This window comes from Alistipes sp. An54, from assembly GCF_002159375.1.
Lineage (GTDB): Bacteria > Bacteroidota > Bacteroidia > Bacteroidales > Rikenellaceae > Alistipes > Alistipes megaguti.
In genome coordinates this window covers 163,596-176,974 of the sequence record NZ_NFIA01000006.1, presented here as the reverse complement: position 1 = coordinate 176,974, position 13,379 = coordinate 163,596, and the positions used below count along the sequence as shown (strand labels likewise).

The 13,379-nt window shown below is 60.7% G+C and carries 11 protein-coding genes; 9 read left to right on the top strand and 2 right to left on the bottom strand.

Translation table 11 applies throughout. The features are described 5' to 3' along the window. Nucleotides 1-514: 514 nt before the first annotated feature. The 8 genes from glpA to B5G09_RS07720 all read left to right on the top strand — a co-directional run bounded on the left by glpA (nucleotide 515) and on the right by B5G09_RS07720 (nucleotide 9,821). Nucleotides 515-2,134, top strand: a complete 1,620-nt coding sequence (glpA, locus tag B5G09_RS07755; protein WP_087404726.1) for an anaerobic glycerol-3-phosphate dehydrogenase subunit A — start codon at nucleotides 515-517, stop codon at nucleotides 2,132-2,134. After that, a complete protein-coding gene (gene glpB / locus B5G09_RS07750; RefSeq protein ID WP_087310206.1) occupies nucleotides 2,131-3,387 on the top strand; it encodes a glycerol-3-phosphate dehydrogenase subunit GlpB in 1,257 nt (418 codons plus the stop codon). The genes glpA and glpB overlap by 4 nt, the downstream gene beginning before the upstream one ends. Nucleotides 3,388-3,412: 25 nt before the next feature. Further along, nucleotides 3,413-4,636 (top strand): anaerobic glycerol-3-phosphate dehydrogenase subunit GlpC, encoded by a 1,224-nt coding sequence (gene glpC, locus B5G09_RS07745; protein ID WP_087404725.1) that lies wholly within the window; start codon nucleotides 3,413-3,415, stop codon nucleotides 4,634-4,636. 111 nt (nucleotides 4,637-4,747) lie between these two features. Beyond that, nucleotides 4,748-6,241, top strand: coding sequence for a glycerol kinase GlpK (gene glpK, locus B5G09_RS07740; protein ID WP_122120814.1), 1,494 nt, complete (start codon nucleotides 4,748-4,750; stop codon nucleotides 6,239-6,241). Nucleotides 6,242-6,437: 196 nt separating this feature from the next. Continuing rightward, a complete protein-coding gene (locus B5G09_RS07735; protein ID WP_206384429.1) occupies nucleotides 6,438-7,175 on the top strand; it encodes an MIP/aquaporin family protein in 738 nt (245 codons plus the stop codon). A gap of 13 nt (nucleotides 7,176-7,188) precedes the next feature. Continuing rightward, nucleotides 7,189-7,938, top strand: a complete 750-nt coding sequence (locus tag B5G09_RS07730) for a hypothetical protein (protein WP_087404723.1) — start codon at nucleotides 7,189-7,191, stop codon at nucleotides 7,936-7,938. A gap of 38 nt (nucleotides 7,939-7,976) precedes the next feature. After that, a complete protein-coding gene (locus B5G09_RS07725; protein ID WP_087404722.1) occupies nucleotides 7,977-8,750 on the top strand; it encodes a DeoR/GlpR family DNA-binding transcription regulator in 774 nt (257 codons plus the stop codon). A gap of 384 nt (nucleotides 8,751-9,134) precedes the next feature. Continuing rightward, nucleotides 9,135-9,821: an MIP family channel protein gene (locus B5G09_RS07720; RefSeq protein ID WP_087404721.1), complete on the top strand. Its 687-nt coding sequence runs from the start codon at nucleotides 9,135-9,137 to the stop codon at nucleotides 9,819-9,821. Nucleotides 9,822-10,442: 621 nt separating this feature from the next. Here B5G09_RS07720 and B5G09_RS07715 read toward each other — a convergent pair. Next, nucleotides 10,443-11,342, bottom strand: a complete 900-nt coding sequence (locus B5G09_RS07715; RefSeq protein WP_087404720.1) for an AraC family transcriptional regulator — start codon at nucleotides 11,340-11,342, stop codon at nucleotides 10,443-10,445. Nucleotides 11,343-11,470: 128 nt separating this feature from the next. On the opposite strand from B5G09_RS07715, the gene B5G09_RS07710 reads away from it, so the two are divergent. Next, nucleotides 11,471-12,355, top strand: a complete 885-nt coding sequence (locus B5G09_RS07710; RefSeq protein ID WP_087404719.1) for a radical SAM mobile pair protein B — start codon at nucleotides 11,471-11,473, stop codon at nucleotides 12,353-12,355. A 64-nt stretch (nucleotides 12,356-12,419) separates the two neighbouring features. Here the strand turns inward: B5G09_RS07710 and B5G09_RS07705 are convergent, their stop codons facing one another. After that, nucleotides 12,420-13,367 (bottom strand): flavin reductase, encoded by a 948-nt coding sequence (locus B5G09_RS07705; RefSeq protein WP_241147611.1) that lies wholly within the window; start codon nucleotides 13,365-13,367, stop codon nucleotides 12,420-12,422. Between the last annotated feature and the right edge of the window lie 12 nt (nucleotides 13,368-13,379).

Genomic DNA, 13,379 nt, shown 5'->3' with positions numbered 1-13,379 from the left:
CCGGAATCTGATGCGGGGCCGGATGCCATACATTATATATACCTTGCGGAAGGAGTCTTCGAACGGATTTCGGGATGGCCGTCCGTAAGGACGAACACATGGCCGGTGTGGTCGCAGGCATCGATCCGATTTCACATTCCCGAATCTTCGTCACGCTCGGTTTCGCGCGAGGGCGTAATCGCTGCAGATGAGAGTTCGGGAATGAAATTTGAGTGCAAAGATAATAATTTTGGTGAAATATGGATATACTTCGATGCAGTGAGCCGGTGCAAGACGGGCGGAAACGCTCCGGTCGGGTTTGCGGAAATCGCTTCTGCACCGTAATTTCGAATGGAATCCGGGTATTTCGCAAAACAAGTAAAATGCTTTTGTTTTATTTTGAATTCCTGAATTAAGGGGTCTATTGAAGAGCTGTTAAGTTATTTTCGAAATAAAATGAAATAAAATTATTTCGTTTTATTTTGTTTCCTCGGAAAAAAGTATTTATATTTGTCATGACTTAATTCTTCGACCTATGGACAATACGTACGATGTCATCATCATCGGAGGCGGTGCCACCGGCGCGGGAATTGCCCGAGACTGCTCGCTGCGCGGAATCAGGGCCCTGCTGCTGGAGCGTTCCGATATCTCGACCGGCGCGACCGGGCGCAACCATGGCCTGTTGCACAGCGGCGCCCGATATGCCGTGACGGATCACGAATCGGCCGTGGAGTGTATCCGCGAAAACATGATCCTGCGAAAAATAGCGGCGCATTGCGTCGAGCAGACCGACGGACTGTTTATTTCACTTCCCGAAGACGGGTTGGAATATCAGTCCGTTTTCGTGGATGCCTGCCGCCGGGCCGGGATCCGCGCCGAGGTCATCGACCCGAAGGAGGCGTTGCGCCTCGAACCTTCGGCCAACCCGGCGCTGATCGGTGCCGTGCGGGTTCCCGACGGTGCGGTGGACCCCTTCCGGCTCACCTCGTCGAACATCCTCGATGCCAAGGCTCACGGTGCCGAGATCCGTACCTATACCGAAGTCATGGAGCTGCTGCGCGAGCAGGACCGCATCATCGGCGTCGAGGCCTACGATCACCGGCGCCATTGTTCCGGGAAGTTCTACGCGCAGGTGGTGGTCAATGCGGGAGGCATCTGGGGCCACGGCATTGCCGCCAAGGTGGGCATTACGGTCAGCATGCTTCCGGCCAAGGGGGCGCTGCTGATCTTCGGCCACCGGGTGAACAACCTGGTGCTGAACCGCTGCCGCAAGCCGGCCGACGCCGATATTCTGGTCCCTGGCGATACGATCTCGCTCATCGGAACCACCTCGAGCAAGGTCCCCTACGACCAGATTGACAACATGGTCATCACGCCCGACGAGGTTGACCTGCTGCTGCGCGAGGGCGAGAAGCTGGCTCCGTCGCTGGCCACGACACGCATCCTGCGGGCTTATGCGGGTGTGCGGCCGCTGGTGGCCTCGGACGACGACCCGAGCGGACGCACCGTCAGCCGCGGCATCGTGCTGCTGGACCACGCCACGCGCGACGGCCTCGAGGGATTCATCACCATCACGGGCGGCAAGCTGATGACCTACCGTCTGATGGCCGAATGGGCCACGGATCTCATCTGCAAGAAGATCGGCAACGGCGAGAAGTGCCGCACGGCGGAGATTCCCCTGCCGGGCTCGGCGGAGAGCCGCGAGGAGGTCGACCGCAAGATGCGCAACCGCCCCGTGGCACAGCGGCGTTCGTCGATTTCGCGCCACGGCGATCTGGCCGTGAAGATCGACAGCCGCACGTCGATCCAGAACAGCCTGGTGTGCGAATGCGAGGAGGTCTCGATCGGCGAGGTGGAGTACGCGCTGGAGAACCTTTCGGTGAACAACCTGATCGATCTGCGGCGTCGGACGCGTATCGGAATGGGAACCTGTCAGGGCGAGTTGTGCGCCTGCCGGGCGGCGGGTCTGATGGGGCGTCGCGACCCGATCTGTGCCCGCCGGGCGAAGGCCGATCTGGTTTCGTTCCTGAACGAGCGCTGGAAGGGCATGGAGCCCATTGCGTGGGGCGACACGCTGCGTGAAAGCGAATACATGACGTGGGTCTACGAGAGTGTTTGCGGATTGTCGGACGAAGAAAAAACAGCATCAAAATGAGATTCGATACGGTAATTATCGGTGGCGGACTGGCCGGCATGACGTGCGGCATCCGCCTGGCCGAAGCGGGACAGCGCTGTGCGATCGTCTCGCAAGGACAGAGTGCCATTCACTTTTCGTCGGGGTCGTTCGACCTGTTGGGACACCTGCCCGACGGCACGGCGGTCAGCGATCCCGTGGCGGGCATCGCAACGCTGGCCCGACAGTGCCCGACGCACCCCTATGCCGTGATCGGCGCCGACTCCTGCGCCCGCCATGCCGGGGAGGCTCCGGAGCTGCTGCGCCGGGCCGGCGTCCCGGTTGCGGGCGACAGCCGCCGCAACCACTTCCGGATTACGCCGCTCGGAAAGACGAAGGCCACGTGGCTGACCATCGACGGTTATCTGACCACGGAGGAGGCGGGTCGCCTCCCCTTCCGTCGCGTATGCATCGCCAACATCGAGGGTTTTCTGGATTTCTATCCGGAGTTCATCGCCGAGGAGTTCAATCGCCAGGGCGTGGAGTGCCGTTTCGGCAACTTCAATCACCCCGATCTGGAGCAGATCCGGCGCAATCCGAGCGAGATGCGTTCGGCCAACATCGCCCGGGTGTTCGACCGCGAAGCCAATCTGGAGGCGCTTTCCGAATCGCTGCGCAAGTTGTCCGAGGGATGCGACGCCCTGATCGTCCCGGCCGTAATCGGATTGAACCGCAACGATTCGCTCGCCTATCTGCGGTCGCGGGTCGACACTCCGATCCACCTGCTTCCCACCCTTCCGCCGTCGATTCCGGGCATCCGGGCCCAGCAGGCGCTGCAGCACCGGTTCAGGGCGTTGGGCGGCGAGTATTTTCTGGGCGACAGCGTGCTGCGTGCCGAGACGGAGCAGGGCCGCGTGCGGCGGATCTTCACGGCCAACCACGGCAACATCCCCTTCGAGGCCGAATGCTTCGTGCTGGCGACGGGCAGCTTCTTCAGCAAGGGGCTGGTGGCGACGCCCGACCGGATTGTCGAACCGGTCTTCGGGGCCGATACGGTCTACGCCGGCGGCCGTTCGGAGTGGTATACGCTCCGCTTCTTCGACCGTCAGGCCTACCAGGCCTTCGGCGTCCGCACGGATGCCGGTCTGCGGGTCATGAAGAGTGGCTCGGCGCTCGAAAATCTCTACTGCGCCGGAGCCGGTCTTTCGGGCTTCCATCCCGTGCAGGAGGAGTGCGGCGCGGGTGTTTCGCTCCTTTCGGCCCTCCACGTGGCGGAGCGCATTCTGAAGAATTGACCATCCGATAAAAAGCTATACGACCATGAACATACAGCAGAACAGCGTCAGTGAGAACAATTTCGAACAGTGCATCAAGTGTACGGTCTGCACGGTGTACTGCCCCGTTGCGGCGGTGAATCCCGACTATCCGGGCCCGAAGCAGGCCGGACCCGACGGTGAACGGCTGCGTCTCAAGCGCCCCGACTTCTTCGACAATGCGCTGAAATATTGCATGAACTGCAAGCGTTGCGAAGTGGCCTGCCCCTCGAACGTGCGCATCGGTGACATCATCCAGGCGGCCCGCATCAAGTACGGCCCGCAGCACAACACCTCGCTTCGGAACTTCGTGCTGGCCAATACGGACCTCGTGGGCACGCTGGCCACCCCCTTTGCGCCGATCGTCAACGCCACGGTGAAGCTCAAGCCCGTGCGCGTGGTGATGGACAAGGTGATGGGCATCGACCACCGGCGCATCTTCCCGAGGTACGCCCACGGCACCTTCACGTCGTGGTACCGCAAACATGCCGCCGCCGAGCAGGAGGCCTTCCCGCACCAGGTGGCCTACTTCCACGGCTGCTACGTCAACTACAACAATCCGCAACTGGGCAAGGACCTGCTGCGGATCATGAATGCGCTGGGCTACGGCGTGCAGCTGCTCGACCGCGAGCAGTGCTGCGGCGTGGCGCTGATCTCGAACGGCCTCTACAAGCAGGCGCGGCGCCAGGCCGAGACCAACCTGCGGTCGATCCGCACGTCCGTCAAGGGGCGCAACATGGACGTCATCACCACCTCGTCGACCTGTACCTTCACGCTGCGCGACGAGTATCCCCACCTGCTCGAACTGGAGAATGCCGACGTGCGCGACCACATCGAGCTGGCCACACGCTACATCTACCGTCTGCTCCAGCGGGGCGACATGCAGCTGAAGTTCAAGGATACGACGCCGCTGCGGGTGGCCTACCACACGCCGTGCCACATGGAGAAGATGGGCTGGAGCTACTATTCGATCGAACTGCTGCGGATGATTCCCGGCGTCGAGGTGACGGTGCTCGACTCGCAGTGCTGCGGCATCGGCGGCACGTACGGCTTCAAGAAGGAGAACTACGAGGCCTCGCAGGCCATCGGAGCTCCGCTGTTCCGGCAGATCGAGGCCTCGGGGGCCGACATCGTCGCCACGGACTGCGAGACGTGCAAGTGGCAGATCGAAATGTCGACCTCGAAGCCCTGCGAGCATCCGCTGCATATCCTTGCCTCGCGGCTGGTCTGACACGAGGGATCCGGCTTGCGGCCCGGGGAGCGGATTCCGCCCTGTCGGAGGGGGCTTGCGGAGGACCGCCTGTCAAATTGACCAATTTACCAAAACCAACCACAAACTATTATGAAACAGTACATTCTTGCACTTGATCAGGGGACGAGCAGTTCCCGCGCCATTGTTTTCGACGAGCGAGGTACGACTTGCGCTGTTGCTCAGCGCGAATTCCGTCAGATCTTCCCCAAATCGGGCTGGGTCGAGCACGATCCGCACGAGATCTGGTCTTCGCAGGCGTCGGTGATCGCCGAGGCCATTACGATGATGGACATCAACGGTCTGAACCTTGCCGGTATCGGCATCACGAACCAGCGCGAGACAACCATCGTGTGGGATTCGGACACCGAAGAACCGGTCTACAATGCCATCGTGTGGCAGGACCGCCGTACGTCGGATTACTGCGACGAACTGAAGAACCAGGGCCTTACGGATATGATCCGGCAGAAGACCGGTCTGATCATCGACGCCTACTTCAGCGCCACGAAGATCAAGTGGATTCTCGATAACGTTCCGGGGGCCCGCAAACGCGCCGAGATGGGCAAACTGATGTTCGGTACGGTGGATACGTGGCTGATCTGGCGCCTGACGCGCGGCGAGGTGCACGTGACGGACGTGAGCAACGCCTCGCGTACGATGCTCTTCAACATCCACACGCTGGATTGGGACCAGGAGCTGCTCGATCTGTTCAAGATTCCGCGTTCGATGATGCCCGAGGTGAAGTCCTCGAGCGAGGTATACGGCCATACCAAAACGACGATCTTCGCCCACAAGGTGCCCATTTCGGGCATTGCCGGCGACCAGCAGGCGGCCCTCTTCGGACAGATGTGCACCGAGCCGGGCATGGTGAAGAATACCTACGGCACGGGCTGCTTCCTGCTGATGAACAGCGGCGAGAAGCCGATTCTGTCGCAGAACAACCTGTTGACGACCGTGGCGTGGAAGATCGGCGACAAGGTAAACTACGCCCTCGAGGGAAGTATCTTCGTCGGCGGATCGGTCGTGCAGTGGCTGCGCGACGGACTGGGCGTGATCCACTCCTCGTCGGAGGTCGAGGAGCTGGCTTCGCGCGTGCCCGACACGAACGGAGTCTATTTCGTTCCGGCACTGACGGGCCTCGGCGCCCCGTGGTGGGACCAGTACGCCCGCGGAACGATCATCGGCATCAGCCGCGGCACGACGACGGCCCACATCGCCCGTGCGGCACTCGAGGGTATCGCCTTCCAGACGATGGACATCACGGCGGCCATGTCGCGCGATGCGGGCATTCCGCTCAAGGAGTTGAAGGTCGACGGCGGCGCCTCGCGCAACAACCTGCTCATGCAGTTCCAGGCCGACATTCTCGGTACGAAGGTCATCCGTCCGCAGATCGTCGAGACGACGGCCATGGGCGCCGCCTACCTGGCCGGACTGGCCGTGGGCTACTGGTCGAGCATCGACGAGATCCGCAAGCAGTGGCAGATCGACCGTGTCTTCGAGCCGGCGATGGAGGAGGAGAAGGTCACGGCGGCAAAGGCCGGCTGGGAGGATGCCGTCAAACGCACACTGAGCGACTATACCAAATGATGGCGTTGAGCTCCCGATCCGGAAGCGGTCGGGAGCCCAACCCTTTTGCCTCTTTCGGCGGCCCGGCGCGGCATGGATCGGAACCGCTTGCCGGTTCATCCGGATTTTCCGGGGGCTTCTCCATCCCGAACCCCGAAATCCGGTTTCCGGGCTCTTTATTCCCAAAAATCCAAGAAAACCTAAAACCTGCTGACTTATGAACGACGTCATGTTGAAATGCCTGTTCGAGTTTATCGGTACGGCTATTCTGGTACTGTTCGGTGACGGTGTTGTCGCCTGCACGACGCTGAAGAAATCCAAGGGTGAGAATGCCGGCTGGGTGGTCATCACGCTGGCGTGGGGCCTGGCCGTCATGCTGGGTGTCTTCATTTCGGGCCCCTACTCGGGGGCGCATCTCAATCCGGCCGTGACGCTGGGTCTGGCCGCTGCCGGGACCTTCAGCTGGGCGCTGGTCGTCCCCTATATCGTGGCTCAGATGCTGGGCGGCTTCGTGGGTGCCGTGCTGGTCTACATTTTCTATAAGGACCACTACGATGCCACGTCGGACCCGGCGACCAAACTGGGTACCTTCTGCACGATTCCGGCTATCCGCAACTACGGCCGCAACCTCATCAGCGAAATCATCGGCACGTTCGTGCTGGTCTTCGTCATCCTGGCCCTTTCGATCGACGGCAACACCTCCGAAGTGGGCATGGGAGCACTGGGAGCCTTCCCCGTTGCGATGCTGATCGTGGCGCTGGGCATGTCGCTCGGCGGAACGACGGGTTACGCCATCAATCCGGCCCGCGACCTGGCGCCGCGTCTGGCCCACGCCATCCTGCCGATCAAGGGCAAGGGCACGAGCGACTGGGGTTATTCGTGGGTGCCGGTCATCGGTCCGATCATCGGCGGATTCCTTGCTGCTGCCCTCTATTGCCTGATCTATTGCTACTAAAACCCGAATTGCCATGAAGACCCTGAAACATCTCGCAGCGCTTTGTGCAGCGCTGTTCCTGACGACTGCGGCCTTCGGACAGACCGCCCGCATGCACCTGAACGGGACCCTCCAGAACATGCACTTGTGGCGCGGCCAGCAGGTGGCCGACGGAGGCGTTCTGGCTGCCGACCTGAACGTCGGACTGCTGGACGACAAACTGAAGGTGGGCCTGTGGGGCGGCACCGACTTTACGGGCGACTACAAGGAGTTCGACTACTATGTCTCCTATTCGGTAGCGGGCTTTACGGTGGCCGTGTGGGACATCTTCAACTACTCGCCTGCCCTGCCCTTCAGCAAGGACATCTTCAACTACAACAAACACTCGACGGGACACTTCCTCGATCTGAGCGTGGCCTACGACTTCGACACGAAGTTCGAAGTGCCGCTGCGACTCTACTGGGCGACGATCTTCGCCGGGCGCGATCTGAACCAGGCCGGCCGGAACCGCTATTCGACCTACGTCAATGCGGAGTACAGCCTCTTCCGCGACGAGCACTGGATCGTGGATGTCGGGCTGGGCGGCACGTTTGCCTTCAACCGGGACGGAGCCGACGGCGGCGCGAATTTCTACGGCTACGACGGCATCGACCAGATTTCGCTGCGGGCGACCTACAAGCTGAAGCTGGGACGCTTCGACATGCCGGTCTTCGCTCATGCGATGTGGAATCCCGATCAGCGGGCCGGATATCTGCAGGTGGGAGTCAATCTCTTCGCATTTTGATTATCTTTGCAGACGCATAACCCATCCAACTACGGAAAATGACACTTCGGGAGAGACATAAAACCATTCTGGACCTGCTTCGGGACTCGGGCAGTGTGGATGTCGGGTCGTTGAGCCAGCGGCTGAAGGTATCGGCCGTGACGATCCGCAAGGATCTGGATCAGCTCGAGGAGAAGAAGCTCCTCTACCGCACCCACGGCGGGGCCATTCTGGCCGATCCGTACATTGCCACGCGCAAGGTCTCGGAGAAGGAGAAACTCCACCCCGAGGTCAAGCGCCGCATCGGCCAGCGGGCCGTCGAACTGCTCGCCGCGCAGGATGCGCTGATCATCGCCTCGGGGACGACCGTGCAGGCCTTTGCGCGCTGCATCCCGAACATGAAGATGACGGTGATCACCTCGGCGATGAACGTGGCCATGGAGTTGTTGGACAAACACGATATCGAGATCATCCAGCTCGGGGGCATCATTCGCCATTCATCGGCTTCGGTCGTCAGCGAATATGCCGTGCGGATGCTCGAAAACTTCACGTGCAGCAAACTGTTTCTGGGAGTCGACGGCATTGATCCGACCTACGGTCTGAGCACGACCCATCTGCAGGAGGCGTGTCTGAACCGGGCGATGATCCAGGCTGCGACGAAGACCGTCGTACTGGCCGATTCGTCGAAATTCGGTCGTCGGGGTTTCAGCAAGATCTGCGACATGGGTGACATCGATCTGGTGATTACCGATTCGCGGGTCTCGCCGAAGATGCTCGAGGCGATGAACGAGCAGGGGGTCAAGGTGGCGGTGGTCCCCTACCCCGAGGAGTAACCTTATGCGGCGCCGGGCAAGAGCCGTGCGGGCCAGCCGGTAATAACGACCCTGCTCGTCCTTCTGCAATTCGATCCGGCCCCGTCAGAATGACCGGCCGTTCCGGGGCCGTGGCGGCGGTTGCGGTATCCGGATTCCGCACGGCCCGTGCCGCCGACACTGCGGCTGTCGACAAGACGGCCGCAAGAAGCAGAAATCTTTGCATAAAGATCATGGCATTACGCTTTGTACAAAGCGAACGGTTTTGGGTGAAAGGTTGTTCACTTCGGCGTAAAACGTCCGGAACGGGAGTTCCGGAGGTCCGAATGATCGACAAATACTTGTCTTTTCGGTAGAATTTGATTAACTTTACCAACAACCGAACAACCATAAAACCTCAAAAAGATGAAAAAGTACATTGCGGAAATGATCGGAACGATGGTTCTCGTTCTGATGGGTTGCGGCAGCGCGGCGTTTGCCGGGAGCGTGGCCGGGACCGTAGGTGCCGGAGTGGGCACGATCGGAGTGGCGCTGGCCTTTGGCCTCTCGGTGGTAGCCATGGCCTATACGATCGGCAACCTGTCGGGCTGCCATATCAATCCGGCCATTACGCTGGGTGTCTTTCTTTCGGGACGCATGAGCGGCAAGGATGCTGCATGGTACATGATCTTCCAGGTCATCGGGGCTATCCTCGGCTCGGCGGTACTCTATGTGCTTGTTTCGAGCGGAGCGAACGGAGGTCCGACCACAACCGGCGCGAACAGCTACGGCGAAGGAATGATGCTGCAGGCCTTCCTGGCGGAGATGATCTTCACGTTTATCTTCGTGCTGGTGGTTCTCGGCGCCACGGATGCCAAACACGGAGCGGGCAACTTTGCCGGACTGGCCATCGGTCTGACGCTGGTGCTGGTCCATATCGTCTGCATTCCGATCACCGGGACATCGGTCAACCCGGCACGTTCGATCGGCCCGGCTCTCTTCGAGGGAGGAGCGGCGCTTTCGCAGTTGTGGCTCTTCATCGTGGCCCCGTTTGTCGGTGCGGCTCTGAGTGCCGGGGTGTGGAAACTTATCTCGAACGGCAGGACGGCCTGACAGCAGCCGTTTTGCAAAACACACAACCCCGCTTTCGGTTTCGGAAGCGGGGTTGTTTTCGGATTCGGAGTTCTTGCGCCTCTCCGGGACGGTGATAGACGGAGTCTCTGTCTTTTCTGTTCCTGCATGCAGAGCAACAGCAACAGGAGTTTCAGAGTCTGATCATCCGGGTTTCGCTTCAACCGGCGTCTCAGCAGGTCGATCAGACGGGGCTTCTGTTTTTTGACCGTGATCTCGGCAATCTCCAGCTTTCGGGCAATCTCGGTATTGTGCAAACCCTGCTCAACATGTCGATTGGGACCTGAAGTTGAGCTGCCCCCCCCCGGCTTTTACACAGACGACTGAAGGCTCCGTTCCGGATACAGGTATAGATGAACTCCTTCCATTGCAACGGCGAACGAAACGCTTCATGTCGGTTGCAGGCCTGAAAAATGGCATTCTGCATGCTCTCGGTCTTCACGCTTGCACCCGACTCTCCGCTGCGTTTTTTCCTTCCCCAACGACGCCGTACAGTGCAATTCGATTCGGACTCAAAATGATTGATTAAATCATGAAACGACATGCCATTTTTCTTTTCGGAGAACAGTCCCGGCGGCCTGTGCCGGGAGTCCGAATCCCCTTCTATTCACCCGCGCCGCGCCGATAATCCTCGAGGAAGGCCGAGCAGGTACGTCCGGTCTGCTGCTTGAAGAAACGCATCAGGTGGCTCGGGTCCGAGAAACCGTACGCATCGGCCAGCTGGCTGACGCTGCGCCCCTCGAACAGCAGGTCGTTCTTCACGGCCTCCAGCAGCCGCTGTTTCAGCAGGTGCACGGCCGTGACGCCGAACTGATCCATGACAGCCCGGTTCAAGGTCACGCGGCTCACGCGCAGCATCGAGGCATACTCCTCGACGCGCTGTACCTCACGGATATGCTCTTCGAGCAGCGCCTTGAAGCGGAACGCACAGTTGTTGCGCGGCAACGTCACGGGCAGTCCGTAGGCGGCGGCATAGTCGCGGTTGAGCGTCACCAGCAGGTAGTAAAGCACCGAAACGATCAGGTTGTAGCTGTCCGAAGTCGGGGCGCGCAGCTCCGCCTTGATCTTTCCGAGCAGCCGGAGATACTCCGCAAAGGCCTCCGGCCCGGCATCGAACCACGGCGGCGTGTCGGTCTGGTAGCAGTAGAGCAGGCGGTAGACGAAGAACTTGTCCGCGAGGAACGTGCGCATGAAATCCTCGCGGAAGATCAGAAACGTGTAGTCGAGCTCCGCCTCGTCCGCCAGCCAGCGCTGCTGCTGGTGGGGCGAGAGGAGCAGCACCATGTCGTCGTGCAGCTCGACGCGGCGTCCGCCGAGCAGCAGCACGCCCCGGGCCCGTCTGAGGAAGAAGAACTCGAAGAAGTCGGTCCGGAAGAGCGGATGCTCGGTCAGCACGCCGCGGATCTCTTCGCTGCGGCCCGTATTGATGTAGAAGTCGACGCCGCACTGCGTCTTGCTGAACGGCACGGTGACCAGCCGTCGGGGATTTGTCGTTGTCATCATCGCTCGCATCCGGTTTGTCCGAAGGCAAAGATACGACATCATTTATCAAAATGGCATACATTACCCCCTTTCGGGCATGGTTTTGCACAAAAAATCTTCGGACCTTTACCTCACAAAACATCCGGAATATGAACCAGCAAGAGGAGATCATCCGCGACATCGACGTGCAGAGCGTCATGACCCGTTCGTCGCTGCCCGTGGGCGGCTATTCGGTCAACCCCTACGTGGGGTGTCCTCACGCCTGCAAGTATTGCTACGCTTCGTTCATGAAGCGTTTCACGGGCCACACCGAGCCCTGGGGATCGTTTCTCGACGTCAAGCACTGGAAACCCGTCGGCGATCCGCACCGCTTCGACGGCCAGCGCATCGTCATCGGCTCGGTAACCGACGGCTACAACCCCTTCGAGGAGCATTTCCAGCGCACACGCCATCTGCTTGAGGAGCTGCGCGGCACAACGGCCGAGATTATGATCTGTACCAAGTCGGACCTTGTGCTGCGCGATCTGGATCTGCTGCGGGAGTTCCCGCGCGTGACGGTTTCGTGGTCGATCAACACGCTGGACGAGGCCTTCCGCGCCGACATGGATCGTGCGGTGAGCATCGGGCGGCGTCTCGAGGCCATGCGGCAGGTCTACGAGGCGGGCATCCGCACCGTCTGCTTCGTCTCGCCGATCTTTCCGGGCATCACCGATCCGAAGGCCATCATCGAGCGGGTCCGGGAGTTCACCGACCTCGTCTGGCTCGAAAATCTCAACCTGCGCGGGTCGTTCAAAGCGGCGATCCTGGCCTACATCCGCGAAAAACGCCCCGAACTGATGCCTTTATACGAGGAGATCTACAACCGCCGCCGGACGGATTACTGGCAGGCGCTCGAGCGGGAGATGGCCGCCTATGCCGCCGCAAACGGCCTGCCGTATCGCGTGAACGATTTGCCGTACGGCCGCTCCGAAAAGGGGCATCCGGTTGTGGTCAACTACTTCTACCACGAAAAGATCCGGCTCGGCAACCGTTGACGGGCCCTTTTCGCACCGGAGCCGCAGTCCGGAACCGTGTGACGGACGGGCGCCTGCCGACCGCCTATTGGAGTCGGATAAAGTTGCGGAGGCAGTTGGCCGGGTTGAGCGGCGTCTGGTCGGTCAGTTCGAGCGACCGGACCATGTGGAGCGTTCCCTGCTTGTACTTCTGAAAATGCGCCGAGGCGATATGCTTCTCGTAAGCTGCGCGGCTCGCGTAGGTTTCGAGGATGGTGATCCGGCACGGATTCTCCCGCTCGGCCACGGCATACATCGTCAGCACGCCCGGCTCGGTACGCAGCGAGACCTCGCCCACTTCGGCGGCAAACGCCATATACTCGTCGAGATACTCCGGCCGGACCTCGATCTTCGAAAGGCGTACGATGCCGTCCTCCGCCATTGGCTCCTTGGCGCACATCGACGGCTCGCTGTCGAGCCGCAGACAGCGGCCGATCACCTCGCCCGTGGAGAGGTAGGAGTAGGTCGGGAACTCGAACAGCACGGGCTTCAGCCGCGCGTAGTCGATCCGGCCACGGTCGTCTAACACCTCCGGCGAGGCGTAGGTCGCCGCAATCGAACAGATGAAGTTGTCGAAGCCCTCCGTCTCGTAAATATCCACGACGTCGCACGCCATCGCCAGCGGCGAGCGGTCGATCACCGGCGCGCCGTTCGCGCCCCGATGCCAGGCGAACGCCTGCGACTTGTCCGTGCGGGCACCGCTCACACTCCCCACATAGTCGGCTTCGGGGAGCATCTCATGGCTGACGAGATTGACCGAGAGTTTGCGCGAGGCGCGGATTCCCCGGTTGGTGTAGTGGCTCTGGCTCATGCTGACCAGAATCCGGTCGTGCCCGATAATCCCGACGTGCGCCACGACGAGCCAGTTGACGCGGCCCTCCACCTCGGCCCCGACGACCGTCAGCGGCATGGGATAGAGTGCCAGCGTATTTCCAATGAGTTTCTTTTCCATGGTGATTGTATTTGAAGGATTCGACGGTTGAGTCTGCGCCATGCTGCCGCCCGA

What these genes read in the sequence shown, in the direction of transcription:
- glpA (WP_087404726.1), top strand. Translation starts at nt 515, where the DNA reads ATGGACAATACGTACGATGTCATCATCATCGGAGGCGGTGCCACCGGC.
- B5G09_RS07725 (WP_087404722.1), top strand. Translation starts at nt 7,977, where the DNA reads ATGACACTTCGGGAGAGACATAAAACCATTCTGGACCTGCTTCGGGAC.
- B5G09_RS07705 (WP_241147611.1), bottom strand. Translation starts at nt 13,367, where the DNA reads ATGGCGCAGACTCAACCGTCGAATCCTTCAAATACAATCACCATGGAA.
- B5G09_RS07715 (WP_087404720.1), bottom strand. Translation starts at nt 11,342, where the DNA reads ATGATGACAACGACAAATCCCCGACGGCTGGTCACCGTGCCGTTCAGC.
- B5G09_RS07730 (WP_087404723.1), top strand. Translation starts at nt 7,189, where the DNA reads ATGAAGACCCTGAAACATCTCGCAGCGCTTTGTGCAGCGCTGTTCCTG.
- B5G09_RS07720 (WP_087404721.1), top strand. Translation starts at nt 9,135, where the DNA reads ATGAAAAAGTACATTGCGGAAATGATCGGAACGATGGTTCTCGTTCTG.
- glpK (WP_122120814.1), top strand. Translation starts at nt 4,748, where the DNA reads ATGAAACAGTACATTCTTGCACTTGATCAGGGGACGAGCAGTTCCCGC.
- glpC (WP_087404725.1), top strand. Translation starts at nt 3,413, where the DNA reads ATGAACATACAGCAGAACAGCGTCAGTGAGAACAATTTCGAACAGTGC.
- glpB (WP_087310206.1), top strand. Translation starts at nt 2,131, where the DNA reads ATGAGATTCGATACGGTAATTATCGGTGGCGGACTGGCCGGCATGACG.
- B5G09_RS07710 (WP_087404719.1), top strand. Translation starts at nt 11,471, where the DNA reads ATGAACCAGCAAGAGGAGATCATCCGCGACATCGACGTGCAGAGCGTC.
- B5G09_RS07735 (WP_206384429.1), top strand. Translation starts at nt 6,438, where the DNA reads ATGAACGACGTCATGTTGAAATGCCTGTTCGAGTTTATCGGTACGGCT.